The organism is Promicromonospora vindobonensis (assembly GCF_042685865.1).
Lineage (GTDB): Bacteria > Actinomycetota > Actinomycetes > Actinomycetales > Cellulomonadaceae > Promicromonospora > Promicromonospora vindobonensis.
On record NZ_JBHUOG010000002.1, the window covers coordinates 692,495 to 716,615 of the forward strand.

Below are 24,121 nucleotides of genomic sequence, written 5' to 3' on the forward strand. Positions count from 1 at the left end.
CGCCGAGCGCTCCCCGGGTGCGCGCGGGTTCGCCGGTCAGCTCGCCGGGACCGCCGTCCGACGTCGGCCTGCCACGCACCCCAGCACCACGGCGACGGCGGCCAGCGCCGCACTGACCACGAGCGGCCCCGCAAGCCCGAGCGGCCCCAGCGCTGCGCCGCCGAGCACCGGCCCGACCAGTGCGCCAAGGTTCAGCGCGACGGTCGAGAACGCCCCGCCCATCGTCGGTGCGCCCTGCGCTGCTGCCATGCTGCGCGCGATCAGCGTGCCGCCTGTGGCGAACGAGAGTGCGCCAAGCACCGGGGCGAGCACCCACGCCGCGGGGGCGCTGTCCGCGAGCGCCGCCCACAGCGTCCACGCCACGACGAGCGCCGGCGTGGCCACCCCGACGACGAGGTGCCCGTGGGCGTCGGCGAGGCGGCCTGCCACCGACAGGCCTGCGAAGGCGCCCAGGCCGAAGAGCGCGAGGACGACCGGCACGAGTGCGGAGTCGAGCCCGGCGCCGTCCGTCACGAGGGGCGCCAGGTAGGTGAACGCGCAGAAGGTCGCGCCGTTCACCACGACCCCGAGCGTGAGGTGGCGCAGCAGGTCGGGGGACCGGAGGGTGCCGATCTCGGCGCGGAGGTCGACCCGGGCGTGCGGCTCGGCCGGACTCGGTCTCGCCGGCGTCAGCACGACGACGGCGACCAGCGCGAGTGCCGACACCCCCGCGATCGCCCACAGCGCCGAGCGCCAGCCCCACAGCTCACCGAGGAGGGCGCCGGCGGGGACCCCGGCGACCAGCGCGAGCGTGGTGCCGCTCAGGATCGCGGCGAGCGCCCGGCCCTGCCTGCCCGCTGGGACGATGGTCGTGACGGTCGACAGCGCCACCGCGAGGAACCCGGCGTTGGCAACGGCGGCCAGGAACCGGGTGCCGAGCAGCACGGCGTACTGGTCGGTGAGCGCGCCGACCAGGTGCGCGGCGACGAAGACCAGCAGGCACGCGGACAGGGTCCAGCGGGGCGGCAGACGGCGGCCGAGCGCTGCCGTCAGCGGTGCGCCGACGACCATGCCGACCGCGAAGCCCGAGGTCAGGTACCCGGCCTGGGCGAGGGTGATGCCGAGGTCGGTAACGATGCCAGGCACGAGCCCGGCGAGGACGAATTCCGACGTGCCTTGCGCGAAGACCGCGACGGCGAGCACGTAGAGCAGGACAGGCATGAGCGGCTCCGAAGGGAGAAAGGGGGACGGGTAGGCCGGAGCGGCACTACGGGGGCCCTTCGGATGCGCACGGACGGCGCCGGCTCAGCGGACCTCGGTCACGGGGAGCGGGCGGGCGAGGTGGTACCTCGGCGGTCTCTACAGGGGCATCTCGGGCTACCGGAGTACCGGCAGCCCGAACCTGGATGCTTCTGGAGACCTCATGCGGCGAAATTACCAGACGCCGGCAGCGGCCGCTGCCACGCGACCTCGTGGTCGAGCTGTCCGGTCGAGCGGAACAGCAGCACCTGGTGGGCATCGGGCAGTGCGGTGGCGAGGGCGCTCGTCGTCGTCCGGGCGAAGCCGAGCTTCTGCCAGAAGCCGCCCGACCGGCGGGAGAACAGCCAGGCCTGTTGCGTCCCGGCGTCGGCCGCCCGGTCCAGGGCGAACCACGCGTCCAGCAGGGGCAGCTCCACCAGGGCTTGACCTTGTCGCAGCGTCAACCCTGCACGCTGCGGTCATGACAACGGCAGAGACCTCACCCCCCGTCCCACCGGCCGGCCCGGCGCACGCGGCGATCGAGATCGTGGGGCTGCGCAAGTCCTTCGGCGACCACCAGGTGCTCGACGGCGTCGACCTGGCCGTTCCCGCAGGCTCCGTCTACGCGCTGCTCGGGCCGAACGGCGCGGGCAAGACCACCCTGGTCAACATCCTGTCCACGCTGCTGACGGCCGACGCGGGCGAGCTGCGCGTCGCGGGCCACGACGTGCGTCGCGAGCCGGCCCGGATCCGGGCGGCGATCGGTGTCACCGGGCAGTTCTCGGCGATCGACCTGTTCCTCACCGGCCGGGAGAACCTGCGGCTCATGGCCGACCTCACGCACCTCGACCGGACCACCGCGGCCCGGGACGTCGCGGGGCTGCTCGAGCGGTTCGACCTGGCCGACGCCGCCGACCGCCGCGCCCTGACCTGGTCCGGCGGGATGCAGCGCAGGCTGGACCTCGCGATGACGCTCGTCACGCGGCCGCGCCTCATCTTCCTCGACGAGCCGACCACCGGGCTCGACCCGCGCAGCCGCCGCGAGGTCTGGCAGGTGGTCCGGGAGCAGGTGGCCGACGGCGTCACCGTGCTCCTGACGACCCAGTACCTGGAGGAGGCGGACGCCCTGGCCGACCTGGTGGGCGTGCTGGACGCCGGAAAGCTCGTCGCCGAGGGAACACCGGCGGAGCTCAAGGCACGGGTCCCCGGCGACAGCACCAACCTGGACGACGTGTTCCTGGCGCTCACCGGCCACGCGCCACGGTCCGCAACCCCCGACACAGGCCCCGACGCAGGCCCCGACACCACCCAGGAGATGACCGCACGATGAGCACCGCCTACGTCGTCCGCGACTCGATGACCATGCTCCGCCGCAACCTGCGGCACCTCAGCCGCTACCCGTCGCTCGCGCTCATGCTGCTCGCCATCCCGATCGTGTTCCTGCTGATGTTCGTGTACGTGTTCGGCGGCACGCTCGGTGCGGGCCTCCCGGTCGACGGCGGCGGTACCCGGGCCGACTACCTCACCTACCTCGTCCCCGGCATCTGGATCATGACCGTGGCCAGCGTGGCGAACGGAACCGCCGTGTCGGTCGCCATCGACCGGACCGGCGGGATGTTCGCCCGGTTCCGGACCATGGACATCGCCAGGGTGTCGGTGCTGACGGGGCACGTGCTCGGCGCGGTGACGCGGACCCTGCTCGCCCTCTCGGTGATGATCGTCTTCGCGCTGCTGCTCGGGTTCCGGTCCGACGCAGGGGTCGCCGGCTGGCTCGGCGCGGCCGGGCTGGTGCTGCTGCTCGCGTTCTCGTTCACGTGGCTGACGGTGGCCATGGGACTGGCCGCCGGCAGCATCGAGACGGCGAGCAACACCCCGCTGGTCCTCATGGTGCTGCCGTTCGTGAGCAGCGGCTTCGTGCCGACGGAGCAGATGCCGGCCGGGCTGCGGCACTTCGCCGAGCACCAGCCGTTCACGCCGGTCATCGAGACGCTCCGGGCGCTGACCGCCGGCACGCCGGTGGGCTCCGAGGGCTGGATCGCCGTCGGCTGGTGCACGGTGATCGGTGTGACGGGGTACCTGTGGGCCCGGCACCTGTTCGCGAAGGTCCCGGTGCGCTAGACCGAGCGGGCGGGGCGCCGGGCAGACGAGGGAGGAGACTTCAGCCATGCTGACAATCGGCCAGCTCGCGTCCTACGCGGGGGTGACGGCGCGCGCCGTACGGCACTATCACGCCGAGGGCCTGCTGCCCGAGCCTGAGCGTGACCACTCCGGCTACCGGCGGTACGGCGCGCAGGCCGTGGTGGAGCTGATCCGGATCAGGGTCCTTGCTGCCGCCGGCGTGCCCCTCGCGCGCGTGCAGGAGCTCCTGCACGCCGACGAGCGGGAGTTCGCGGCGGCCGTCGCCGAGATCGACGCCAGGCTCCGGAAGGAGATCGCGGAACGGGAGCGGCACCGGGAGCGCATCGCGAGGCTCGCCGCCGGAGACAGCCTGGCCCTGCCCCCCGAGGGCGCTGCCTATCTCGACCGGTGGCGTGAGCTCGGCGTTCCCGAGCGGGTCGTGCAGATCGAGCGGGACAGCTGGATCCTCACCCTCGCCGTGCTGTCGCCGGAAGAGGTGGCCGAGGCGATGGCGCAGAAGGGCCGCCTGCTCGACGACCCGGAGTTCGTCGACCTCCTCCGGTCGATCAGCGCGGCGGTCGACTGGGCGCCCGACGACGCGAGGCTGGCCGGTCTGGCCGACAAGGTGGCGGCGCTGCTCGATCTGCACGCCGACTGGGCCAACGGCTCGGCGGCCGACTCGTCGAGCGGGACGGTGCGCCGGGCGGAGGCAGGGATCGTCGAGCTGTTCGACTCGCTCGCCCTCGACTCCATCCCCGCGGGCCGCCGCCTGGAGGCGCTCCTCGTGGAACGCGGGTGGTCGGGCTGGACCGAGCAGCAGCGGATCGTGTCTTAGGCGGGGCGGTCCGCTCAGTCTCGCGGGTCGGCGTGGCCGGACGGGACGGCCTCGGTCAGCCGTGTCCGGTCGCGTCCCGGTGGTGCTCCGAAGAACCGGCGGTACTCCCGGTTGAACTGGGCGGCACTCTCGTAGCCGACGGCGAACGCGGTCTGCGTGACGCTGGAGTCCTGCGACGCGAGGATCTGCCGCGCCGTGACCAGCCGGAGCTGCTTCTGGAACTGGAGCGGGCTCGATCCGGTGACCGCGCGGAACGTGCGGTGGAACGCGGAGGCGCTCAGGCCGGCGCGCCGGGCGAGATCCTCGACCCGGAGCGGCTCGGCGGTGTTGTCACGGATCCACTGCACCACCTGGTTGACGCGGTTGAGTTTGCTGTCGGCCAGGCCGAGCTGCCGCACCGTGTCGCCCTGAGGGCCGGTGATCAGCAGCCACAGGATCTCCCGCTGCAGCATCGGCCCGAGCACGGCCAGGTCGCGCGGCCTGCCCAGCAGGCGGACGAGCCGCCCGACGGCGTCCAGCAGCTCGGCGGGCGCCCTGCTGGTCGCCAGCGCCGGCACGTCGGGCCCGCCTCGCCCTGGCCCTGGCCCTGACGCGCCCGCCGACAGCAGCAGCTCGGCGATCGCCGGTCCCGTCAGCGCCATGCCGAAGCCCAGGGCGGGGGCCGCCTCGCTCGCCTCGGTGAACTGTCCGATGACCGGCAGGTCGATGGACGTGACCAGGTACTCGCCGGGCCCGTAGTCGACGGTCTGGTTGCCGAGCCGCAGCTGCTTGGCGCCCTGGGCGATCAGCGCGAAGACGGTGCCGGTCGTCGACGTCTCCGGTGGTCCGGCCCGGACCTCCCGGCAGAGCGAGACGCCGGGCAGCGGCTCGCTCGTACCCGGTGGTGCGTGCCGGTCGATGAGGACGCGCAGCTCGTCGAGGTCCATGCGGGCCACCCTCCTCGTCCGACGTCCGCTTCTCGCCGCCCGAGCAGGATCAGGCAAGAACGCGCGAGGAACGCTATCACCATCGGGCCCAGTGATCGCCTTGACTTGTCGAGGAGCCGGGGCACCACCGCGCCGGACTCAGAGCATCGGCCAGCAGCACTATTCGACAACCACTCCACGACCACCAGGACACGAGGCACACCATGTCGAGCACCACACCGAGCACCACGAGCACCACACCGGTCACCGTCGTCGTCGGAGCCAGCTCCGGCATCGGGCAGGCTGCCGCGATCCGCGCCGCAGAAGGCGGGTCCGGCGTCATCGTCACCTATAACTCGAACAAGGACGGCGCTGCCGAGACCGTCGCCCGGGTCGAGGAGGTCGGCGGCACCGCGGTGGCCCTCCCGCTCGACGTCGGCGACAGCTCGACCTTCCCCGCGTTCCGCGGCGCCGTCGAGCAGGCCCTGGCGCAGACCTGGGCCGCAGACAAGGTCACCGGCCTGGTCAACAACGCCGGGTTCGGCGGAGGCACGCCGTTCGCGGAGACCACCGAGGAGCAGCTCGACCGCTTCTACCGGGTCATCTTCAAGGGCCCGTACCTGATCACCCAGACCTTGCTCCCCCTGATCGCCGACGGCGGGGCGATCGTCAACACGTCCAGCAACTCGGCGCTCCCGTCGGGCCTGTCGGAGGGGTACTCGGCGTACGGGTCGATGAAGGGCGCCGTCATCGTGCTGACCCGCTACCTCGCCAAAGAGCTGAGCGGCCGCCGCATCCGCGTGAACTCGGTGTCCCCCGGCCCGACGAACACGCCGTTCGCCGGGGGAGCGTTCGAGGAGCTCCCCGAGATGACCGCGGAGCTCGTCGAGCGCACGGCCCTGGGACGGCTGGGGGACCCCGACGACGCCGCCTCGGTCATCGCGTTCCTCCTGTCCGACGGCGGCCGTTGGGTCACCGCGCAGGACGTCGAGGTGTCGGGCGGGTTCAACCTGTAGCCCGTGGCGGCGGGGGCACGGCGCTGACCTGGGCGAGAGTTTCAAAATGTCACAGTATGCGGCAGGATGCGTCATATCGCCTATCACCAGGGGAATATCGTGACCGCGACCGCCTCAGGGGCCGCAGCACTGTCGGACGCGCCCAGGTCCACACCCGCTCTCGTCGCCTGCGACGTCGAGGGGACGCTCGTCCGTGCCGGCCGCAGGCCCACGCCGGCCGTCCTCGATGCGATAGCCGCGGTCCACGCTGCCGGTCATCACCTGGTGGTCGCCACGGGAGGATCGCTGTCGAGCGCCGTGCAGGCCGCTCGGCAGCTCGGCATCCGCGACGGCTGGGTGGTAGCAGGCAACGGGGCGGTGACCGCACGGCTGCGGCCGGACGGCTACTCCATCACCGAGGTGGTCCCCCTCGACGCGGAGCCCGTGTGCAGGCTCGTCGCCAGGACGCGACCGGACCTGCGGCTCGCCGCGGAGGTGGTCGGGACCGGATACCGCGTCACCCGGCGGTTTCCCGAGGGCCGGCTCAGCGGGCACGAGGAGGTGACCCATACGGTCGACGGGCTCTGGGCTCGGCCGACGCCCCGCGTGGTGGTCCACGGGCAGTGGGCCCAGCGGCTCGCCCCCGCGCTGCGCGAGTCCGGCGTCACCGCGATCCCTGCCCGAGTGGACTGGGTCGACGTCACGGCGTCCGGCACCACCAAGGCGACGGCGCTCGAGAGCATCCGCGCCGGGCTGGGGGTCGGGTCGTCCCGGACCGTCGCGGTCGGCGACGGCGAGAACGATCTCGAGATGCTGGCGTGGGCGGCCGTGTCGATCGCGATGGGCCACGCTCCCGAGGCGGTCCGCGCCGCCGCAGCACGCATCACGGGCACCGTGGAGGAGGACGGCGCCGCCGAGGCGCTCTTCGACGCGCTCCTGCTGCCGACCGGCTGAGCCGGGGCCCCGCTCGCCGCGCCGCGGCCGCGCCGTTGGGCCAGGATGTGCGCATGGCGCACGTTCACTCGCACGGCTCGGCCGGTCCTGCCGCGCCACGCACGACGTTCCTCCTGGTCATCACCCTGGTCTCCGCGCTGCTCCTGACCCTGGCCGGCCTGTGGCTGCTGTGGCCGAACGCCGGCGACGTGCCCGACCGGGTGCCGGCAAAGGCCGAGGGCACGTCGTTCGTCGACGTCACCGTCGCCGGCCCTGCTGACCCGGCCACCGGCAGCATCCCGGTCGAGCTGCCGAGCGGCGAGGTCTCCCGGATGCAGTCGCCGGGCCCGTCGGTCCCGCTCGCCGACGGCGACCGCATCACCGCCGTCGACATCTCCCAGGTCTCGCAGCCCGGCGTCGACCCGCTCGTGTTCATGGACTACCAGCGCGAGCTGCCGATCGCGCTGCTGGCTCTCGCCTACGCCGCCGTCGTGCTGCTGGTCGCGCGCTGGCGCGGGCTGGCGGCCATGGCGGGGCTCGGCATGGCGTTCGTCGTGATCCTCGGCTTCACCATGCCCGCGCTGCTGGCGGGGGAGTCGGCGATCGGCGTGGCGCTGGTGACGTCGTCGCTGGTGATGTTCGTGACCCTGTACCTGGCGCACGGCCTGTCGGCCCGCACGTCGACGGCGTTGCTCGGCACGCTCGTCGGCCTCGGGCTCACCGCGCTGCTCGCGTCCTGGGCCTCCGGCGCTGCGCAGATCACCGGCACCACCGACGAGGCCTCGGCGTTCCTCCCGTCCAGCGCGCCGGGGGCCGACCTGCGCGGGATCGCGCTGTGCGGCATCGTCCTGGCCGGCATGGGCGTGCTGAACGACGTGACGATCACCCAGGCCTCTGCGGTCTGGGAGCTGCGGGGCGTCGCGCCGGCGGCGTCGCGGTCCGAGCTGTTCACGCGAGCCATGCGGATCGGGCGCGACCACATCGCCTCGACCGTCTACACGATCGCGTTCGCCTACGTCGGTGCCACGCTGCCGCTGCTGATGATGGTCTGGCTCGTGGACCAGTCGCCGGCAACGGCCCTGAGCTCCGGCGAGATCGCCGAGGAGGTGGTACGCACGCTCGTCGGGTCCATCGGGCTCGTGCTCGCCATCCCGGTCACCACCGCGATCGCGACGCTCACCGTCCCCGGGCCGGCGGATCCGGCGGCAGGTTCGCCGACGTACGAGCCGGCTTCCGACCCGGAGCTGATGGCGCCCGTGTCCGAGGCGTGGGCGGCCCGGCCGGCTTCCGAGGCACCGGCGACGTAGCAGGGGCCGCCGTGTTGCCGACGTTCTGTTCCAGCGCGCGCAGGAGCGTCGCCGCGTCCTCGCGTTCGGACCGGTCGAGGCCGCCCGCCGTCGCCTGCTCGAGCTGTGCCCAGATCTCGGCGACGCGCGGCTGGAGCGCCCGGCTGGCGGGCGTGGGCTCCACGAGGGTGACCCGCCGGTCGTCCGGGCTGGACCGGCGGCGGACGAACCCGGCGCGCTCCAGCCGCTGTACCGTCCGGGTCATCGATGCCGAGTCCGTGGCGACGTGCTCCGCCAGGTCCGTCTGCCGTTGCGGCCCGTGCTCCCACAGGAACATGAGCAGCAGCTCCTGGCCGGGGTGCAGCCCGATGGGGCGCAGGAGGTCCGCGGCGAGCGCCCGGTGCGCCCGCGCGAGCGAGAACACCGCGAGGCTGAGCGGCCCGGTGACGAACGGGTTCGACTCACTGTCCTGGGCAGATGCCATGCCGTTCACCATAGAACTCGTCGCGTCCCGTGACACGGTCGGGAATAGACGAGCCGCTCCGGACAGTTACCTGTCTCGAACAGCAAAGTCGGTCCGAAGAGAGGAAGCACGATGCGAGCAGCAGTCTTTGACCAGTTCGGTGGCCCGGAGGTCCTGCACCTGGGCGAGGTCCCGGAACCGGAGGCGGGTCCCGGCCAGATCCGGGTGCGGGTCGAGGCCGTCGGCGTCAACGCCTTCGACGGGAAGGTGCGCTCGGGCGCCATGGAGGCCGTGTTCCGCACGCAGCTCCCTGGCGTGCCCGGCCTGGAGGTCGCGGGGGTCGTCGACCAGGTAGGGGCCGACGTCGTCGGCGTCACCACAGGAGACCGGGTCACCGGACCGGCGGGTCGTGGCGCCGCGGAGCTCGCCGTCCTGGACCTGTGGGCGCCGGTTCCCGACACGCTCGACGCACCGCAGGCCGCCGCTCTGCCCGTGGTGAGCGAGACGTCCCGGCGCGCACTGCGCATCCTCGACGTCAAGCCGGGGGAGACCCTGCTGGTGCACGGTGCCAGCGGTGGGGTCGGCGGGCTCGTGACCCAGCTTGCGGTCGCGTCCGGCGTGCACGTGATCGGCACGGCCTCTCCGGCCAACCAGGAGCGCGTCGCGTCCTACGGGGCGACCCCCACCACCTACGGCGAAGGACTCGTCGACCGGGTCCGCGCGCTCGCGCCCACCGTCGACGCCGTGCTCGACACCGCGGGCAGCGGCGTCCTAACGGACAGCATCGAGCTGCGGGGCGGCACCGAACGCGTCCTGACTCTCGCCGACCCGGCGGCGTTCGCCCTGGGCGTCGAGTTCACGGAGCGGTCGGAACACTCGGCCGAGGTGCTCGCGGGGATCATCGACCTGGTGGCGCGCGGCGAGGTGTCGGTGCCCGTGGCGAAGGTGCTGCCACTGGCGGAGGCCGGGCGGGCGCAGAGCCTGGTCGACGACGGTCACACGGGCGGCAAGGTGGTGCTCGTGCCGTGAGCGGTCCGGGGGCCGGCCTCGCCGACCAGGCTCTCCAGCTCCGCGGCCAGCAGGCGCTTGCCGTCGAGCCCCATCGTGCCGAACGCGCCCACGATCTCCAGGGACACGAGGCCGTGCACGCGGTACCAGGTGGACAGGGCCAGCCGGAGGGCCGGTGCGGCCGCCGTCGGGAGGCCGAGGGACGCACCCCACCGGCACAGGTCCTCGTCGAGCACCGAGCTCGCGACCGGGCCGGCGGCTGCCCCGGCGTCGGCCGCGACCTCCTGGAGCGCCGTGACCAGGGCGAGCATGCTCTGGCTGATCGTGCTGACATGCTCCAGCGGGTCCACCGCCTCGCGCCGGCTGCCGGTGAAGAGCATCGAGTACCGGCGCGGGTGGTCCAGCGCCCAGCGCCGCCAGGCGTGCGCGATGGCGGACAGCCGCTCCGGCGCCGGACGGTCCGCAGCCGCGCGGACTGCGGCCTGCACGGCGGCGCCGAGGTCGGTGTACCCGGCCAGAACCAGGGCGTCGAGCAGTGCCTCGCGGGACGCGAAGTAGTGGTAGAGCGCTGGCGGTGTCATGCCCATCGCCTTGCCCACCGAGGCGAGCGACAGGCCGTGCGCACCGCCGGCGTCGACGAGTTCGAGGGCCGCCTGGACGATCTCGTCGACCGTCTGCCGCCGGAGCCGTTCGCGCCGGGTCGGGGGCCGGGTGTCGTCGTCGTCCACGGGCATGCCGTGAGCCTAGTGCTAACCGCGCACGCCGACCTGGCGGTCCGCCTGGCACGATGTCCACCATGACAGCAGGCGGTGCCCGGTGAGCCGGGCCTGGTTCGTGACGGGCGCGAGCCGCGGTCTCGGCCGCGCGATCACCACGGCGGCCCTGCAGCGCGGCGACCGGGTGGCGGCGACGGCACGCGACGTCACCGCGCTGGACGACCTGGTGGCCGAGCACGGCGACGCCGTCGTACCGCTGCGGTTGGACGTGACCGACCGGGCCGAGGCGGCGGCCGCGGTCCGGTCGGCGACCGAGCGGCTCGGCCGCCTCGACGTGGTCGTGAACAACGCGGGCCACGGGCTGTTCGGGTACGTCGAGGAGATCACGCCGGAGCAGCTGCGCGACCAGCTCGACGCCAACCTCTTCGGCGTGCTGCACGTGACCCAGGCGGCCCTCCCGGTGCTGCGCGCGCAGGGCTCGGGGCACGTCGTGCAGGTGTCCAGCTCCAGCGGCGTCGCGGCCTGGCCGGGGCTCGGGGGCTACAGCGCCTCCAAGTGGGCGCTGGAGGGACTGTCCGAGGCGCTCGCCCAGGAGGTGGCCGGGTTCGGGATCCGGGTCACGCTCGTCGAGCCAGGTCCCGTGGACACCGAGTGGCGTGCGGAGTCGGCGGTGCGGGCGGCGCGGCTGCCCGCGTACGACGCGCTGCGGTCAGCCGCGTGGCACCCGCCCGGCTCGTCGTCCCCGGCGGACGTCGCCCGGGTGGTCCTCGCCGTGGTCGACGCGGACGAGCCGCCGCTGCGGATCCTGGTGGGCGACCTGGCGGCGGACGCCGTCCTGCCCCTGACCGAGGAGCGCCTGGTGGGCTGGCGGCGCTGGGAGGGCCTGGGCCGCTCCGCGGGCTGACGCCCTACAGCACCACCCAGCCCAGCAGCCCCGCCGCGATCACCACGGCCCACGGCGGCGCCGACCACTTCGCCAGCGCGACGTACGCCCCGATGGCGAGCGCCAGCGCGACCAGCGGTTCGCCGGCGGCCAGGACACCCTGGGTGAACACCGGGTCGTACAGCGCGGCGGCGAGCAGCCCGACGACGCCGGCGTTCACGCCGGTGAGGGCGCGGCGGGCGCGCGGAGCGCCCCGCAGCCGCTCCCAGAACGGGAGCGCGCCCACGACGAGCAGGGCCGACGGCACGAAGATGGCCAGGAGCGCGATCGTCGCGCCGGCGATCCCCGTGGGCCCTGACGTGGTGACAGCGCCCAGGTAGCCCGCGAACGTGAACAGCGGGCCCGGCACGGCCTGCGCGGCGCCGTAGCCCGCGAGGAACTGGTCGTGCCCCACCAGGCCGGACGGCACCAGCTCCGCCTCCAGCAGGGGGAGCACCACGTGGCCGCCGCCGAAGACGAGGGACCCGGCGCGGTAGAAGATGTCGACGAGCCGGGCCGCGCCGCCGCCGGTGGCAGCCGCCAGCAGGGGCAGGGCGACGAGCAGCGCACCGAACACCGCGAGGCAGGCCACCGCGACGGGACGCCGGACGGGCACGGTGAACGGCTCGTCGTCGCGGTCGTCGGCCGGGTCGGAGAGCCACAGGAGCCCTGCGACGCCCGACAGGACGATCACACCGACCTGGCTCAGCACGACCGGCAGCCCCAGGACCGACGGGGCAAGCAGCGTCGCGATCGCGGCGGCGCCCGTGATGGTCGCGCGGCGCGCGTCCGGGGCGAGGGTCCTGGCCATCCCGAGCACCGCCTGCGCGACGACGGCGACCGCCGCCGCCTTGAGGCCGCCGATCCACCCCGACCCGGCGTCGCCACCGAACGCCGTGACCCCGTACGCGAACGCGACCAGCAGCACGGCGGAGGGCAACGTGAACCCCGCCCACGCGGCCAGCAGCCCACCGATGCCCGCCCGTCTCAGCCCGATCGCCATGCCCACCTGGCTGGACGCCGGCCCGGGCAAGAACTGGCAGAGCGCCACCAGATCGGCGTACGTGCGGTCGCCGAGCCACCGGCGGCGCACCACGAACGCGTCGCGGAAGTAGCCGAGGTGCGCCACCGGCCCGCCGAACGACGTCAGCCCGAGACGCAGGAACACCACGAACACCTCGCGTGCCGTACCGCCGCTCGCGACGGACGGTGCGGGGGAGTCGGACGTCGACATGCCGGTGCCTCCAGGGTTCACACCCGGGACGGTACCGGTGCCGCCGTCGGCCCGTCCCGCGCTGACCAGTTTTCGTACCGCACCGGACAGCCGGGCCATACTCTGACCCGCATGGCACAGGAGGCACAGCAGGCCCAGGCGGAGCTCGAGGCGGCCCAGGAGGCGGCGTTCGAGCACGCGCGGCTCACCGGGCGGCTCGGTACGGCGCAGTCGGCCCTCGCCGCCGCCGAGGCCCAGCTCGCGCGGGCCACGGAGGCGCTCGCGGGCGAGGCGGCGGACGTGCAGAAGCTCGAGGACTTCAGCCCCACCCTGATCTGGGCGACCATGCGCGGCAACCGGGACGAGCGGCTCGAGGCCGAGCGGGCCGAGCACCGGGCAGCCGAGTACAAGGCGGCGGCGGCGCAGGCCGCCGTGCGGAGCGCCGAGCGGGAGCGCTCAGCGGTCCGAGCAGCCCTCGACGGTCTCGGCGACGTCGCCGCGCGGCGGGCCGCCGCGCTGGCCGCGAAGGAGGCGTGGGTGGTCGCCGCAGGAGCCGACGGCGCGGCGGAGCTCGGCCGGCTGGCGACCGAGGTCGGCACCGGGCGCGGGGAGCTGACCGAGCTGCGGGAGGTGCTCGGCGCGGCCGGGAGCGCCAGCAGCGCGCTGGCCGGCGCGTGGCACCACCTGGACAGCGCCGGCAGCTGGGCCACCTACGACACGTTCGGCGGTGGCTTCTACGCCGACATGATGAAGCGCCAGAAGATGGACCAGGCCGTCGGCCTGATGCGGACCGCCGACGAGTCGCTGCGCGCGCTCTCGCGGGAGCTCGGCGACCTGGGCCGCGACGGCGTGGGCGGGATCGAGGTCAACGACCTGGTCGGGTCGTTCGACGTCTGGCTCGACGACATCTTCAGTGACTGGACGGTCATGAACCGCATCAGCGAGGCCCGCGACCGGGTGCGCGAGGCGCTGGGCGCCGTCGGGCACGTGCACGAGAGCGCGACCGAGCGGGCGACGGCACTGGAGGCGCGGCTCGCAGACCTGGACGACCGGCGCGAGCGGCTGCTGACGGGCGGCTGAGACGCTGCGGGAGGTGTCCCCGCCGCCCTCGTCGGGGCGGCGCGGCCGGAACCAGCTGCGGCTCAGCCGGCGTTCCAGCCCGGCAGCAGGCGTTCGAGGGCGTCGACCAGCGGGACGGAGTCGCCGTCCTTGCCGCCCGCGCCGAGCAGCAACGGCGGACGGCGTGGCTCGGGCCGGATCCCGCGCACCCGGTCGAGCAGGCCGATCGGGGCGGTGAGCACGTAGAAGTCGCCGTCGGTGCTGACGCCGGCGGTGCGGTCGACGCGCAGGTACCAGCCCTCGAGCGGCGTGCGTGCGGTGCCGCGGCCGCCGTACCCCTGGACCTGCAGCGGAACGGGCGCGAGGCCCGCGGTGCGAGCGGCGGTCACGAACTCGCGCAGCAGGGCCTCGGCGCGGGTGTGCTCGGCGTCCTGGCGCGCCTGCAGCCGCTCGCCCTGCAGGCGGACCGCCTCGGCCCGCTCCCGAGCCCACTGATCGTCGCGCATGTTGGCAGTCTCGCAGGGAGGCCGGGATCGGATGGTCGGTAGTTCGTCAGGTGGTCGGCACTCCCGGGGTGCCGATCACCTGACGAACTACCGACTGCTCGCGGCACGGCCCGCGACGCCCACCCGGTCGGCCAGGAACTCCTCCCAGGTACGCAGGCCGACCGCCCGGTCCGGTGCCGTGCCCGCGCCTTCCCGCAGGGCCCTGGCGGCGCCGCCGGGCTGCCGGATCGACAGGATCGGACGGCGTCGGCCCGCCGCGTCGAGATACGAGCGCAGCAGGTCGCGCATCTCGTAGACATGGGGGCCGCCCAGGTCGGGCGCCAGGCCGGACGGTTCGGCCAGCGCGAGCTCGACGAGCCGGTCGGCCACCTCGGCGGCCTCGATCGGCTGGATCCGGTACCCGCTGAACGACGGCGCGACCGGCAGCTTTGACAGGGCCTCGACCAGCGTCAGCACGAGGTCGTGGAACTGGGTGGCGCGCAGCGTCGTCCACGGCAGCCCTGACTGCTCCACGACGAGCTCGGCGGCCCGCTTCTCGGCGATGTACCCGAACGCCGCCCGGTCTACGCCGCTGGTCACGGGCACCCGGTCGGCGCCGACCACCGAGATGTACACCAGGTGCGGGGAGCCCGCGGCGCGGGCCGCCTCGACGAGGGTGCGGGTCTTGTCCCCGTCGCCCTTGTTGCTGCCCGCCAGGTGGATGATCGTGTCCACCCCGGTCACGGCGGCGACGACGCCGGCACCCGTGCTCAGGTCGGCGGCGACGTGCTCGACGCCGGGCCGCGAGGCGTGCGGTGTGCGGCTCAGGACGCGGACGTCCCGGCCCGCCGCCCGCAGCAGCGGTACGACGTGGCGGCCGAGCGTGCCGGTCCCGCCGGTGACGAGAATGGTTGCGGTCATGGTTCCTCCTTCTGCAGGAGACTGGGCTCCTGGTCACATAGGGCGTCACTCGCGGGTCAACGGGTCAACGGGTCAGCGGGTCGTGACCGTGACGAGCGGTGTCGGGTCTTCACTGGCATGACACGCGACGAAGGAGGAACGTGACAGCGATGGACGAGCAGACGTGGTGGCGGGACGGCTTCGAGGAGCACCGGCCGCACCTGCGCGCGGTCGCCTACCGGATGCTCGGCTCGCTCAGCGAGGCGGACGACGCGGTCCAGGACGCCTGGCTACGGGTAGAGCGCGCCGACACCGGGACCGTCGAGAACCTCGGGGGCTGGCTGACGACCGTCGTGTCGCGCGTTTGTCTCAACATGCTGCGGTCCAGGGGAACCCGCGGCGAGGTGCCGCTGGACGTCCGGGTCCCCGACCCGCTGGTCACCCCCGAGTCCGGTGCCGACCCGGAGACCGAGGCGGTGCTCGCCGACTCGGTGGGCCTGGCCTTGCTCGTGGTGCTCGAGCAGCTGGCGCCCGCCGAGCGGCTGGCCTTCGTTCTGCACGACACGTTCGGCGTGCCGTTCGCGGACATCGCGCCGATGATCGAGCGTACGCCCGAGGCCACGCGTCAGCTGGCGAGCCGCGCCCGACGCCGCGTCCGGGGCTCCACGACGGCGCCCGACCCCGACGTCCCCCGTCAGCGCGCGGTGGTGGACGCGTTCTTCGCCGCCGCACGGGACGGCGACCTCGACCGGCTGGTCGCCGTCCTGCACCCGGACGTGGTGCTGCGGGCGGAGGGCGCGCACGGCCGGCCGACCGTCATCACCGGGGCGCACGGCGTCGCCTCGAGCGCGCCCATGTACTCGAAGCTGGCCCCGTTCGTGCGCCCGGTGCTCGTCAACGGGGCCGCCGGAGCGCTCGTGCTGGTCGACGGCCGGGCGGTGTCCGTGCTGGCGTTCGTCGTGGCGGGCGGGCGGATCGTGGCGATCGACGTGCTCTCGGACCCAGCCCGCCTGGTGGGCCTCGACCTCTCGGGCGTCCTGCCAGGGGACCGGGCCGGGGGTCGGCACGGCAGCGGCGGGCCCGGCTCGGCGTGACACCGTCCTGCTCCGGCCTCACAGCAGCTGCAGCGGCGTGCGGTACTGCGGGAGCACGACGTCGGTGCGCGGCGAGACCTCCCGGATCCGCTCGACGAGCCCGGCCATGCGGACCTCGGCGCTCTCCGCCGCGAGCGGCGGGTTGGCCGCTGGCGCGCACCGGCGAGCGTCGGTGTCAGTGGCGGTGGCGCTCGCCCGGTGCCACCGGGGTCGCGCCAGGGCGGCTCCACTGGACGGCCGGGCGGCCGCCGATCCCGCCGTTCCCGCCGTTCCCGACACCGTCCTCGTCCGTGCGCCAGAACCACCCGGGGGCCTTGCCCTCCGGCCAGCCTTCCGGACTGTCCTGCCAGGCCTCCTTGCGGCCGCGCACCGTCATGTCGAGCAGCGCGAGCGCCGGCATGGTCGCCTCGGCCCCGCGGCCCGTGACGGAGTTGGTGAGGAACACCCGGTCACCCTGGCGCAAGAAGCACACCCAGGTGCCGAACTCGCCGCCGCCCACGACCTCGTCCTCCGTGTCGAACACCGAGTGCCAGTGCTGGGGGTACCCCATGAACTCGACGAACGGCGCGAGGTCCTCGTAGGGCGCCTTCGCGAACACGGCGAACGAGACGCCGCGCGCGTTGAGGTAGGCGGGATCCTGCACGGCCCAGTAGGTCAGGGTGCAGCCCTCGCACTGGTGCTCGAACGGCTCGCCCAGGTGCCACATGTGCTTGTAGACGACCAGCTCCTCACGGCCCTCGAACAGGTCGAGCAGCGTCGTCGGCCCGTCCGGTCCCACGACGGTGACCGTCCCGTCCACCTCGGTCATGGGCAGCCGGCGTCGGGCCGCGGCGATCGCGTCCCCCTCGTGCGTGTGCGCCTTCTCGCGCACCAGCAGCTCGTCGCGAGCGGCCTGCCACGCCTCCCGGTCGACGACGGGCGGGACGGCGGCCGTCTCGGACCGGTCGGTGTGGCTCTCGTGCGTTGTGGTCATGGTGTGCTCCTCGTTCGCTCGCAGGTTCTCTCGGAGGGCAAGGCTCTCCCTGGAGTACTGACGACCGGCCGGACGAAAGGTCATCGGTCGGACGCCTACCACTACGACGAACGAGCCCTGCGCAGATCGACCGGGGTGCCCCGCGAGCGCGAAGGCGGGTGGACACTACCGCAGCGCCGCCGAGACGATCTCCAGCGCCTCGGCCCGGCCGATGCCGAGCGCGCGGACCGTGTCGGCGTACGTGGCGGCCGCGCCCTGGGCGAGGGAGAGCCGCTGGTCGCCGGCCGCGCTCACGAAGGTGCCGGCCCGGCCGCGGGTCTCGACCAGCCCCGCCGCCTCCAGCTCCCGGTACGCGCGGGCCACGGTGTTGACCGCGATGCCGAGCTCCGCGGCCAGCGCTCGCACCGTCGGCAGCCGGGTGCCGACCGGGAGCGTCCGGTCCGCCATCTGCTGGGCGAGCGTCGTGCGCACCTGCTCGAACGGCGGGACGGGGGAGTCGGCGTCGATGCTGATCACGCCAGCAACAGTACAAGTACGGAGGCTCACGCGAACGACGGGCGGCGGCCGGTACTGCTCGCCGGAGGTTCTCCGGAAGGGGTCGCCTTGGCCCACGCACAATGGTAGACATGTAGGACATTTCTGGAACATGGGGGGCACCATGGCTGAGCCGTACGAGATCAAGGACGACACGGGGATCGTGCTGGAGGTACTGGCGGCGGACGACGAACCGCAGGGTGATACGGCAACCGGGGAAGTGGACGGGACAGTGAGCGAGACCGGCGGCCAGACGCCGTCCGACGGCGAACCGACGGCGGCGCCGGTCGGCGAACCGACGGCCGCGCCCGAGGTCGAGACCCAGGCCGCACCGAGCATCGCGCCGCGAAGCTCCTGGGGCGCCCGTCACCCCGACGGCGACCTGACGCTGACCGGACCGGCGGTCGAGGTCTTCGTGCACCACTCGGTCACGGCCCAGCTGTCCACCGACGCGAGCATCGCGGCGGAGGCCGAGCAGATGCGGGCGCTGGAGAGCGTCGGGCAGTCGCGGTTCGGCACCGGCATCTCCTACAACGTGGTCATCTTCCCGTCCGGCAGGGCCTACCAGGGCGTGAGCTGGAACCGCCGCGGTACTCACACCGGCGGGCGCAACAGCACCTCGCGGTCCATCTGCTTCGCGGGCAACTACGAGACGAACACGCCGACCGCGGCCCAGATCTCGACGGCCGCCGCCATCTACCGCGAGGGCAAGGACCGGTGGTGGACGCAGGGCGCTCCGTTGCGCGGGCACCGTGACGTCTCGCAGACCGCGTGCCCCGGCCGGCACCTGTACGCGCGCATCGACGACATCCGCACTGGATCGGGCTCCACCCCGCCGAGCCCGGGGGAGCCCGGCGGCCTGGTCGTGGACGGCTTCTGGGGCTCGTCCACCACCCGCAGGCTGCAGCAGGAGCTCGGTACAACGGTCGACGGCGTCGTCTCGTCGCAGAGCGTGTACTGGCGGGACAGGAACCCCGGCCTGACGACCGGCTGGCAGTGGGTCTCCGACGCCGACGGCTCCCGCGTGATCGCCGCCCTGCAGGCCCGGATCGGGATGGACCCCGGACAGCGGGACGGCAAGATCGGCCCGCAGACGATCCGCGCCCTCCAGGGGCACCTCGGCACACCGGTCGACGGCGTGATCTCCCGGGAGTCGCGTGCGGTCATGGCGCTGCAGCGGCGCCTGAACGACGGGCGGGTCTGAGCGCAGGGGCGGGTTAGTCTCGCGTCCATGACCGACGCCGCCCCGCGCCCCGTACCCGACCACCCGCCGGCCGAGCGCCGCACCCCAGACCCCATCCCGCTAGGGGCAGCGCCCCGACCCACCGACGGTGCCGACCTGGCCGACCGCATCCGGACGGCGCTCGCGGACGAGCTCGGCGGCTCGGCCGCGGGCCTGGACCGGGCGTCGATCACCACGGTGCTCGACGGTGCCTCCGTCGCGTCGGCGGACGTCGACCTGTCCGGTGTCGTCGTGCGCACGGACGGCGCGGCGGCCTCGGCCGACTCCCGCAAGCGGTGGAACCCCGAGATCGTCCGGCGCGAGCCCGGGACGCTGCGCCGGCTGCGCGTGGACGCGCACCGGATCGTCGCGGTGGACCTGCCCGTCGACGTCACCGCCGAGCTCGAGGGTCTGCGGTTCGACTGGGTCGAGGGCTCCGACGGCCGCGTCGGCATCCTGCCGGTGGAGCCGACGGAGGAGCACCCGGTCTCCGGGCACGCCCGCGTCGCCGTCGACAAGGCCGGCCTGGTCGCGACGGCACGCGGGCTGCTGACCGTCGTCCTGGCCCAGCAGGGCATCACCTTGACGGGCCTGGACGTGGACCTGGTCTCGAAGGGCCCCCGAGCGGCCACGCTCCGGGTCGACGCAGCGATCAAGAAGGGCATGTTCCTGTCGGCCCGGGTGCAGGCGACGGCGTCGGTCAGCGTGGACGCGAACATGGTGCTCGCGGTCCGCGACGTGCAGCTCGCGAGCGGCAACCCGCTCGTGGCGGCGCTGCTGGGGACCATCCGCGGCCGGGTCGACGCGGCGACGAGCCGGGACATCGATCTCGCCGAGAAGCTGCCGGCCGGCGTGCGGCTGGCGGACGTACGGCTGGACGTGGGCCAGGAGCTCGTGGTGAGCGCCCGGCTGGCCTGAGGCTGCCGCGCTCTCACCCTCAACCTCACCTTGAACCTTGGGCCAACCCTCGACCTCAGGTCGAGGCTGAGCCGCCGGGCGATGGGGAGGTCGTGCGGTCGGTAGGACGTCAGGTGATCGGCAACCCGGGGTTACCGATCACCTGACGTCCTACCGACCACACGGGCCGGCCCCGGCCGGCCTCAGTACGGGTTGTGCACGTACGTGCGGTCCAGGGGCTCCGGGACGCGGAAGTAGCTCGCGACGAGGCCCGCCGGATCGGTGGCGAGGGCACCCCGGCCGGGGCCGTCGTCGCCGTCGTCCCAGCCCCACGGGGCGTTCGCGGAGTTCTGGCCGCACGAGATCCCGCCGTTGCCGCAGCCACCCGAGCGGTCGCCCGCGAACGTGCCGTGGCCCGCGAACAGCTGGGTGTTCGCGCGCTGCTCCCAGAGCCCGCCGGGAGTGTGGACGTCGACCAGGCGGTAGGAGACGTCGCGGTCGTCCGGGTGCTCGGGAACCTCGGCGCGGCCCGCCGGGTAGTAGACGACGCCGTCTCCCCGGATGTCGTAGCCCGGGCGGGCCTTGAGGCCGTGTCCCTTGGCCTCCTGTGCGGTGACCGGGTGGGCCAGCCCGTCGTGCGGGCTGGTGGCGAGCTGTAGCGTGCCGTCGATGTTCTCGGCGCCCGCGCCCCACGTGCTGCCCGACGGCGTGTACGAGAAGAAGTCGGTGTGCGCCACGGTGACGGCGGCGCGCAGGACGCCGTAGGTCGAACCGTCCTTCTGGACGGCGACCAGCACACCCTCGGCGTCGTTCTCGTGCTCCGTGTCGAAGATCGAGTCGGACCAGTCCCGGGGGTGGAAGAACATGTAGGTGACGAACCAGTGGGTGCCGGTCTCCAGCACCGAGTAGTAGGCGGTGGCAGCCAGTGCATGGTGACCGGTGTTGTCCCAGTTGTTCCGGCCGTCGAGGTCGCCGTCGAAGTCGTAGGCCGCGATGTAGTCCGAGCGGCCACCCAGGGCGTTGGTGCCGGTCTGGTCCACGTCCTGGTAGTGGATGGGTGCCCAGCGCTGGGCCACGTCGGCGTCGCTCGCCGCGGCCCCCTGTCCGGCGACCGCCGCCGGGTCGGCGACGGCGGTTCCTGCCGCCGTGATGCCGAGGGCGACCGAGGCCACCGTCGTGCCCACTGCCAGCTTCAGTGCTCGTGCGGGTCCAGGCATGTCTTCCTCGTTCCGGTCGGTCGGGCACGGTGGTCGTCGGGGCAAGACTTCACCCGCTGCATGACCGCTGGGCGACGACCGGATGGCAGGCGCGTGACGATTTGTCCGGTTCACCCGTACCGGGATTCATTACCTCGCATGGGACATGCGGTACATTCCGCCTAAACAACGCGGCGCGCGACCTGGTCGCGCGCAGAACCCCGGGGAGCCATGACAGTCACGACGACCACCCAGTCGGAGCGCCTGGTCGACCTGGACGACCTCACCCCGCTCACCGAGACCACCACCAGCGCCGATCCCGCGCGCGTGTACGAACGGCTGCGTGCCCGGTGGGGCAACGTCGCACCCGTGCTCCTGGAGCCCGGCGTCCCGGCCTGGCTGGTGCTGGGGCACCGCGAGCTCGTCACGGTGCTCCGCAACGAGAGCCTGTACGCGCGGGACTCGCGCAACTGGGGCCTGCTCGCCGACGGCACCGTGCGTGCGGACAGCGGCGTGGGCGGGGTCCTGGCCCCGCGCGACGGCATCTACTACGTGGACGGGGTACGGCACCGGCACCTGCGCCGCCTCATCGACGACGCGTTCGAGAGCATCGACGAGCACCGGCTCGCCGCGATCGTCGAGCAGTGGTGCGCCCTCGCGCTGGACCGGGTGCTGGCCAAGGGTGAGGCCGACCTCGTGGGCGACTACGCCCGGGCCGTGCCGCTCCTGGTGATGTCCACGATCTTCGGGCTCGAGGCCGACCAGGCGCGCGCCATGCTGAGCCACGCCCAGCGGGTGTTCCAGGCCAAGGGCGCGGCCGGGGGCGAGGCGCTCAACGCGCAGCGGAGCCTCATCGCCGACCTGATCGCCAGCCGCAGGGCCGACCCGTCGGACGACCTGACCTCCGCGATCCTGCGTCACCCCAGCCGGCCCACCGACGTGGACGCGCAGAGCGCCGTCTCGGCGACCCTCATCCTCGGCAGCGAGTTCGAGGTCGCCTGGATCACGCAGGCGCTGCGGCTGCGGCTCACCGACCCCCGGTTCGACGGCCGCTCCGGTGGGCGGCTGTCGGCGTCGGACACCCTGGAGGCCGCGCTCGGCTCGGCGCCGCCCGCTACCAACACCGGACCGCGCTTCGCCCTGGCGGACACGACGCTCGGCGGCCGCAAGATCTGGGCGGGCGACGCCGTGGTGCCAGGAATCATGGGCGCGAGCGCGGAGTCGCGCGCGTCCGGCGACGACATCTGGCTCGAGTCCGGCAACCTGTCCTACCTCACGTGGGGCGCCGGACCGCACGCCTGCCCCGCGCGCCGCCCGGCCACCGTGATCGCGCAGGTGGCCGTCGGGGCCGCGCTGCGGCGCCTGGGCGGCGTCGCCCTGACCGTCCCGCCGGAGTCGCTGCGCGCTACGGGGACGCTGTGGTCGTCGGTGCCCCAGACGCTCCCCGTCAGGTTCGAGGAGCACCGCCCGGCGCGGTGAGCGCGAGGATCTCCGGCACCACCACGCCCCACGCGATCCGCGGCGGGTACTGGTGCCCGACCCCGGCGAGCAGCACCAGCCGCGCGCCCCGGACGGCCTCGGCCAGCGCGGCGCCGTGCTCCGGCGGGAACAGCGGGTCGTCCTCGCCGTGCAGCACGAGGGTGGGCGCGACGACGTCGGCGAGCGTGCCGCGCAGCGGGCTGCTCTCGACCAGGAAGTGGTTGGCCGCGGCGGCAGGGTCGATGGATCGCGCGGCGACGCGGCGGGCCGTCGTCAGCGTGGCCGCCGCATCGTAGCCGGGCCCCGCGAACGCCCGCTCGCCCTCGACCAGGTGCCGCACGACGGCGTCCGGGTCGCCCCAGTCGGGGTCCGGTGGCGGGCTGTCGAACAGGGCCAGCACCTCTGGGGCGGGACCGGGCAGGACCAGAGCGTCCGAGTCGGTGCCGCTCTCCGGCGCCCCGCCTGTGAGCGGGCTCGTCGACATCAGCGTCAGCGACGCCACGCGGTCCGGGTGCTCGATCGCCGTCTGCTGCGCGATCCCGCCACCCATCGACACCCCGACGAGGTGCGCACGCCCGACCCCCAGCGCGTCGAGCAGGCGCACCGGGTCGCGCGCCAGATCGTCCCCCGTGTACGACGGCGCCCCGGGCGGGTCGGTCCGGGACCGCCCGGTGTCACGGTGGTCGTAGCGGACGACGAAGCGTCCGTGCCCACGAGGGGACTCGCCGGCGGCCAGCGCCTGGCAGAAGTCGTCGTGCCACCAGTCCATGGCGCTCGTGATCCCGCCGATCAGGAGGATGGCCGGGTCGGCCGGATCGCCGAAGGTCTCTGCGCACAGCTGTGCGCCCGGTACGTCGAGCAGAGTCTCGGTCATGGAGGTCCGACGCCGCGGCCGACGCGAACTCATCGGCCCGTCCGCTGATCCAGGACCTGGTCGAGTGCGGGCAGTCTGCCGGTACGCGGGGCCAACAGATGGCCAGCACTCAACGAGGCGGGGCGTCAGAGAGGCAGGACCAGGGCGGCGACGGCGAGCAGCGCGGCAACGCCCGCGCCGATCCACGCGATCAGGACGTGCTGCCGTGCGCGCTCGCGCACCGCGTCGACCTCGGCGCGCAGGGCCCCGAACTCCTGGTGAGCCGCCTCGATCTCGGCCCGGACGGCCTGGAGGCGCGCGTCGGCCCGGCCGGCGGTGGCCTGCGCGGTGACGGCGTCGGCACGGGCCGCTGCCGCTTCGGTGCGAGCCGCGCCGGCGTCGGCGCGGGCGGCTGCCGCCTCGGTGCGCGCGGCATCGGCGGCGGCCCCCGCGTGGTCGGCGGCCGCAAGGGCGGCAGAGGCCAGTGCGGCGCCGTCGTCGACGGGCGGGGGTGGTGCGGGCGCCTGCGGGCCGGCCGTGAGCTGGGGTGCCTGGGGTGCGGCGTAGACGACCTGGGTCGGGTGCTCCGGTGCTTCGCTGGGCCGCTCCGCGGCGTCGGCGCGCGAGAACTGGTTCTGGACCTCGGCCTTGAGGTCCGACAGGAAGGGCTTGATACCGCGGCTCTTGCGCTCCTTGGCGGAGGCGTGCCTGGGGACACCGCCGGGTTGGATCGGGGCGTCGAGTGCGCTCGGGTCGTGTTCGGTCGCCATGGGTGAGAAAGGTACAGGCAACGGCGTCGGGGCCGGCCGATAGGCTC

Annotated in this window: 25 protein-coding genes and 1 pseudogene; 13 read left to right on the forward strand and 13 right to left on the reverse strand. The window is 73.8% G+C overall.

Features of this window, described 5'->3' with window-relative positions; translation table 11 throughout:
* Positions 1 to 36: 36 nt before the first annotated feature.
* Together ACFS27_RS16250 and ACFS27_RS16255 are read right to left on the reverse strand one after the other, a co-directional pair.
* The gene (locus tag ACFS27_RS16250) at positions 37 to 1,200 is read right to left on the reverse strand and encodes a Cmx/CmrA family chloramphenicol efflux MFS transporter (RefSeq protein ID WP_377184873.1); all 1,164 of its coding nucleotides are present in this window, start codon (positions 1,198 to 1,200) and stop codon (positions 37 to 39) included.
* 200 nt (positions 1,201 to 1,400) lie between these two features.
* On the reverse strand, positions 1,401 to 1,655 hold the full coding sequence (locus ACFS27_RS16255) for a hypothetical protein (protein ID WP_377184875.1): 255 nt from the start codon (positions 1,653 to 1,655) through the stop codon (positions 1,401 to 1,403).
* Between the two features lie 44 nt (positions 1,656 to 1,699).
* On the opposite strand from ACFS27_RS16255, the gene ACFS27_RS16260 reads away from it, so the two are divergent.
* From ACFS27_RS16260 to ACFS27_RS16270, 3 genes are read left to right on the forward strand one after another with little or no spacing between them, the layout of a single operon-like run.
* Positions 1,700 to 2,548 (forward strand): ABC transporter ATP-binding protein, encoded by an 849-nt coding sequence (locus tag ACFS27_RS16260; protein ID WP_377184877.1) that lies wholly within the window; start codon positions 1,700 to 1,702, stop codon positions 2,546 to 2,548.
* Complete coding sequence (locus ACFS27_RS16265) at positions 2,545 to 3,336, forward strand: ABC transporter permease (protein ID WP_377184879.1); 792 nt, start codon at positions 2,545 to 2,547, stop codon at positions 3,334 to 3,336. Before ACFS27_RS16260 ends, ACFS27_RS16265 begins: the two co-directional genes overlap by 4 nt.
* Before the next feature lie 46 nt (positions 3,337 to 3,382).
* Positions 3,383 to 4,171: a MerR family transcriptional regulator gene (locus ACFS27_RS16270; protein WP_377184881.1), complete on the forward strand. Its 789-nt coding sequence runs from the start codon at positions 3,383 to 3,385 to the stop codon at positions 4,169 to 4,171.
* A 14-nt stretch (positions 4,172 to 4,185) separates the two neighbouring features.
* Here ACFS27_RS16270 and ACFS27_RS16275 read toward each other — a convergent pair whose 3' ends face one another.
* Positions 4,186 to 5,097, reverse strand: a complete 912-nt coding sequence (locus ACFS27_RS16275) for an AraC family transcriptional regulator (RefSeq protein ID WP_377184883.1) — start codon at positions 5,095 to 5,097, stop codon at positions 4,186 to 4,188.
* 203 nt (positions 5,098 to 5,300) lie between these two features.
* On the opposite strand from ACFS27_RS16275, the gene ACFS27_RS16280 reads away from it, so the two are divergent.
* From ACFS27_RS16280 to ACFS27_RS16290, 3 genes are all read left to right on the forward strand, one after another.
* Positions 5,301 to 6,092: an SDR family NAD(P)-dependent oxidoreductase gene (locus tag ACFS27_RS16280; RefSeq protein ID WP_377184885.1), complete on the forward strand. Its 792-nt coding sequence runs from the start codon at positions 5,301 to 5,303 to the stop codon at positions 6,090 to 6,092.
* A 99-nt stretch (positions 6,093 to 6,191) separates the two neighbouring features.
* On the forward strand, positions 6,192 to 7,025 hold the full coding sequence (locus tag ACFS27_RS16285) for an HAD family hydrolase (protein ID WP_377184887.1): 834 nt from the start codon (positions 6,192 to 6,194) through the stop codon (positions 7,023 to 7,025).
* A gap of 53 nt (positions 7,026 to 7,078) precedes the next feature.
* Positions 7,079 to 8,311, forward strand: coding sequence for a YibE/F family protein (locus ACFS27_RS16290; RefSeq protein ID WP_377184889.1), 1,233 nt, complete (start codon positions 7,079 to 7,081; stop codon positions 8,309 to 8,311).
* Between the two features lie 157 nt (positions 8,312 to 8,468).
* Here the strand turns inward: ACFS27_RS16290 and ACFS27_RS16295 are convergent.
* Positions 8,469 to 8,786 (reverse strand): annotated as a pseudogene (locus ACFS27_RS16295) (MarR family winged helix-turn-helix transcriptional regulator); the annotation flags it as partial.
* Between the two features lie 99 nt (positions 8,787 to 8,885).
* Between ACFS27_RS16295 and ACFS27_RS16300 the strand changes: the two are divergent.
* Positions 8,886 to 9,782 (forward strand): NADP-dependent oxidoreductase, encoded by an 897-nt coding sequence (locus tag ACFS27_RS16300; RefSeq protein ID WP_377184891.1) that lies wholly within the window; start codon positions 8,886 to 8,888, stop codon positions 9,780 to 9,782.
* On the opposite strand, the gene ACFS27_RS16305 is transcribed toward ACFS27_RS16300, so the two are convergent.
* A complete protein-coding gene (locus ACFS27_RS16305) occupies positions 9,749 to 10,495 on the reverse strand; it encodes a TetR/AcrR family transcriptional regulator (protein ID WP_377184893.1) in 747 nt (248 codons plus the stop codon). The genes ACFS27_RS16300 and ACFS27_RS16305 overlap by 34 nt on opposite strands.
* A gap of 82 nt (positions 10,496 to 10,577) precedes the next feature.
* Here ACFS27_RS16305 and ACFS27_RS16310 point away from each other — a divergent pair, with 82 nt between their 5' ends.
* On the forward strand, positions 10,578 to 11,381 hold the full coding sequence (locus ACFS27_RS16310) for an SDR family NAD(P)-dependent oxidoreductase (RefSeq protein ID WP_377184895.1): 804 nt from the start codon (positions 10,578 to 10,580) through the stop codon (positions 11,379 to 11,381).
* A gap of 4 nt (positions 11,382 to 11,385) precedes the next feature.
* Here the strand turns inward: ACFS27_RS16310 and chrA are convergent, their stop codons facing one another.
* Entirely contained in the window at positions 11,386 to 12,633 is a 1,248-nt protein-coding gene (gene chrA, locus ACFS27_RS16315) for a chromate efflux transporter (RefSeq protein ID WP_377191065.1), read from the reverse strand.
* Between the two features lie 111 nt (positions 12,634 to 12,744).
* Here chrA and ACFS27_RS16320 point away from each other — a divergent pair, with 111 nt between their 5' ends.
* Positions 12,745 to 13,692, forward strand: a complete 948-nt coding sequence (locus ACFS27_RS16320; RefSeq protein ID WP_377184897.1) for a hypothetical protein — start codon at positions 12,745 to 12,747, stop codon at positions 13,690 to 13,692.
* 62 nt (positions 13,693 to 13,754) lie between these two features.
* On the opposite strand, the gene ACFS27_RS16325 is transcribed toward ACFS27_RS16320, so the two are convergent.
* The gene (locus ACFS27_RS16325) at positions 13,755 to 14,177 is read right to left on the reverse strand and encodes a hypothetical protein (protein WP_377184899.1); all 423 of its coding nucleotides are present in this window, start codon (positions 14,175 to 14,177) and stop codon (positions 13,755 to 13,757) included.
* 87 nt (positions 14,178 to 14,264) lie between these two features.
* A complete protein-coding gene (locus ACFS27_RS16330) occupies positions 14,265 to 15,077 on the reverse strand; it encodes an SDR family oxidoreductase (protein WP_377184901.1) in 813 nt (270 codons plus the stop codon).
* Positions 15,078 to 15,226: 149 nt separating this feature from the next.
* Here ACFS27_RS16330 and ACFS27_RS16335 point away from each other — a divergent pair, with 149 nt between their 5' ends.
* Positions 15,227 to 16,150 (forward strand): sigma-70 family RNA polymerase sigma factor, encoded by a 924-nt coding sequence (locus ACFS27_RS16335; RefSeq protein WP_377191067.1) that lies wholly within the window; start codon positions 15,227 to 15,229, stop codon positions 16,148 to 16,150.
* A gap of 175 nt (positions 16,151 to 16,325) precedes the next feature.
* Here the strand turns inward: ACFS27_RS16335 and ACFS27_RS16340 are convergent, their stop codons facing one another.
* Together ACFS27_RS16340 and ACFS27_RS16345 are read right to left on the reverse strand one after the other, a co-directional pair.
* Positions 16,326 to 17,123: a DUF899 family protein gene (locus ACFS27_RS16340; protein WP_377184903.1), complete on the reverse strand. Its 798-nt coding sequence runs from the start codon at positions 17,121 to 17,123 to the stop codon at positions 16,326 to 16,328.
* Between the two features lie 165 nt (positions 17,124 to 17,288).
* Positions 17,289 to 17,639 carry a GntR family transcriptional regulator gene (locus ACFS27_RS16345; protein WP_377184905.1) on the reverse strand — a complete coding sequence of 117 codons (351 nt, stop codon included), beginning with the start codon at positions 17,637 to 17,639 and terminating at the stop codon, positions 17,289 to 17,291.
* 142 nt (positions 17,640 to 17,781) lie between these two features.
* Here ACFS27_RS16345 and ACFS27_RS16350 point away from each other — a divergent pair, with 142 nt between their 5' ends.
* Positions 17,782 to 18,861 carry a peptidoglycan recognition protein family protein gene (locus tag ACFS27_RS16350; RefSeq protein ID WP_377184907.1) on the forward strand — a complete coding sequence of 360 codons (1,080 nt, stop codon included), beginning with the start codon at positions 17,782 to 17,784 and terminating at the stop codon, positions 18,859 to 18,861.
* A 27-nt stretch (positions 18,862 to 18,888) separates the two neighbouring features.
* On the forward strand, positions 18,889 to 19,797 hold the full coding sequence (locus ACFS27_RS16355) for a hypothetical protein (protein ID WP_377184909.1): 909 nt from the start codon (positions 18,889 to 18,891) through the stop codon (positions 19,795 to 19,797).
* A 182-nt stretch (positions 19,798 to 19,979) separates the two neighbouring features.
* On the opposite strand, the gene ACFS27_RS16360 is transcribed toward ACFS27_RS16355, so the two are convergent.
* Positions 19,980 to 20,993 carry a hypothetical protein gene (locus ACFS27_RS16360; RefSeq protein ID WP_377184911.1) on the reverse strand — a complete coding sequence of 338 codons (1,014 nt, stop codon included), beginning with the start codon at positions 20,991 to 20,993 and terminating at the stop codon, positions 19,980 to 19,982.
* Positions 20,994 to 21,203: 210 nt separating this feature from the next.
* Between ACFS27_RS16360 and ACFS27_RS16365 the strand changes: the two genes are divergently transcribed.
* Positions 21,204 to 22,451, forward strand: a complete 1,248-nt coding sequence (locus ACFS27_RS16365; RefSeq protein ID WP_377184913.1) for a hypothetical protein — start codon at positions 21,204 to 21,206, stop codon at positions 22,449 to 22,451.
* Here the strand turns inward: ACFS27_RS16365 and ACFS27_RS16370 are convergent.
* Together ACFS27_RS16370 and ACFS27_RS16375 are read right to left on the reverse strand one after the other, a co-directional pair.
* On the reverse strand, positions 22,420 to 23,325 hold the full coding sequence (locus tag ACFS27_RS16370; protein WP_377184915.1) for an alpha/beta fold hydrolase: 906 nt from the start codon (positions 23,323 to 23,325) through the stop codon (positions 22,420 to 22,422). The two genes, ACFS27_RS16365 and ACFS27_RS16370, sit on opposite strands and share 32 nt — an antisense overlap.
* A 125-nt stretch (positions 23,326 to 23,450) precedes the next feature.
* Entirely contained in the window at positions 23,451 to 24,074 is a 624-nt protein-coding gene (locus tag ACFS27_RS16375) for a hypothetical protein (protein ID WP_377184917.1), read from the reverse strand.
* Positions 24,075 to 24,121 lie beyond the last annotated feature (47 nt).

Excerpts from the sequence above, each read along its gene's own strand:
- ACFS27_RS16325 (WP_377184899.1), bottom strand. The coding sequence starts at position 14,177 with ATGCGCGACGATCAGTGGGCTCGGGAGCGGGCCGAGGCGGTCCGCCTG.
- ACFS27_RS16375 (WP_377184917.1), bottom strand. The coding sequence starts at position 24,074 with ATGGCGACCGAACACGACCCGAGCGCACTCGACGCCCCGATCCAACCC.
- chrA (WP_377191065.1), bottom strand. The coding sequence starts at position 12,633 with ATGTCGACGTCCGACTCCCCCGCACCGTCCGTCGCGAGCGGCGGTACG.
- ACFS27_RS16330 (WP_377184901.1), bottom strand. The coding sequence starts at position 15,077 with ATGACCGCAACCATTCTCGTCACCGGCGGGACCGGCACGCTCGGCCGC.
- ACFS27_RS16275 (WP_377184883.1), bottom strand. The coding sequence starts at position 5,097 with ATGGACCTCGACGAGCTGCGCGTCCTCATCGACCGGCACGCACCACCG.
- ACFS27_RS16260 (WP_377184877.1), top strand. The coding sequence starts at position 1,700 with ATGACAACGGCAGAGACCTCACCCCCCGTCCCACCGGCCGGCCCGGCG.
- ACFS27_RS16300 (WP_377184891.1), top strand. The coding sequence starts at position 8,886 with ATGCGAGCAGCAGTCTTTGACCAGTTCGGTGGCCCGGAGGTCCTGCAC.
- ACFS27_RS16335 (WP_377191067.1), top strand. The coding sequence starts at position 15,227 with ATGGACGAGCAGACGTGGTGGCGGGACGGCTTCGAGGAGCACCGGCCG.
- ACFS27_RS16270 (WP_377184881.1), top strand. The coding sequence starts at position 3,383 with ATGCTGACAATCGGCCAGCTCGCGTCCTACGCGGGGGTGACGGCGCGC.
- ACFS27_RS16305 (WP_377184893.1), bottom strand. The coding sequence starts at position 10,495 with ATGCCCGTGGACGACGACGACACCCGGCCCCCGACCCGGCGCGAACGG.
- ACFS27_RS16355 (WP_377184909.1), top strand. The coding sequence starts at position 18,889 with ATGACCGACGCCGCCCCGCGCCCCGTACCCGACCACCCGCCGGCCGAG.
- ACFS27_RS16365 (WP_377184913.1), top strand. The coding sequence starts at position 21,204 with ATGACAGTCACGACGACCACCCAGTCGGAGCGCCTGGTCGACCTGGAC.
- ACFS27_RS16350 (WP_377184907.1), top strand. The coding sequence starts at position 17,782 with ATGGCTGAGCCGTACGAGATCAAGGACGACACGGGGATCGTGCTGGAG.
- ACFS27_RS16265 (WP_377184879.1), top strand. The coding sequence starts at position 2,545 with ATGAGCACCGCCTACGTCGTCCGCGACTCGATGACCATGCTCCGCCGC.
- ACFS27_RS16320 (WP_377184897.1), top strand. The coding sequence starts at position 12,745 with ATGGCACAGGAGGCACAGCAGGCCCAGGCGGAGCTCGAGGCGGCCCAG.
- ACFS27_RS16290 (WP_377184889.1), top strand. The coding sequence starts at position 7,079 with ATGGCGCACGTTCACTCGCACGGCTCGGCCGGTCCTGCCGCGCCACGC.
- ACFS27_RS16340 (WP_377184903.1), bottom strand. The coding sequence starts at position 17,123 with ATGACCACAACGCACGAGAGCCACACCGACCGGTCCGAGACGGCCGCC.
- ACFS27_RS16250 (WP_377184873.1), bottom strand. The coding sequence starts at position 1,200 with ATGCCTGTCCTGCTCTACGTGCTCGCCGTCGCGGTCTTCGCGCAAGGC.
- ACFS27_RS16280 (WP_377184885.1), top strand. The coding sequence starts at position 5,301 with ATGTCGAGCACCACACCGAGCACCACGAGCACCACACCGGTCACCGTC.
- ACFS27_RS16370 (WP_377184915.1), bottom strand. The coding sequence starts at position 23,325 with ATGACCGAGACTCTGCTCGACGTACCGGGCGCACAGCTGTGCGCAGAG.
- ACFS27_RS16360 (WP_377184911.1), bottom strand. The coding sequence starts at position 20,993 with ATGCCTGGACCCGCACGAGCACTGAAGCTGGCAGTGGGCACGACGGTG.